1 protein-coding gene is annotated in these 213 nt (G+C 58.7%); it reads left to right on the plus strand.

Annotated elements, in window-relative coordinates; all coding sequences use genetic code 11:
• On the plus strand, positions 1-213 hold a 213-nt coding region (locus tag QJT78_RS53015), incomplete at both ends, for a hypothetical protein (RefSeq protein WP_281461032.1).

Raw genomic sequence — 213 nt, forward strand, 5'->3', positions numbered from 1 at the left:
CTCGGACGACGCAAAAACTGAGATATGGATTGCGTTGGCTAAGCCGAGCCAGGCGCCGACCCTGGTACTCGCCGCCGTTCCAGAAGGCTGGACTGCAGCTGTTTTAGATGTCCCGATCACCGCAGAGCAGCAGGGAATGTTTGAAGAGCTTAACCTTCAGCCTGGTGATGTCCAGAGGTTGCAGGGCGCCTACGTAGGCGTACGCCGCTCGCT

The organism is Bradyrhizobium sp. Mp27 (assembly GCF_029953005.1).
Classification (GTDB): Bacteria; Pseudomonadota; Alphaproteobacteria; order Rhizobiales; family Xanthobacteraceae; genus Bradyrhizobium; species Bradyrhizobium barranii.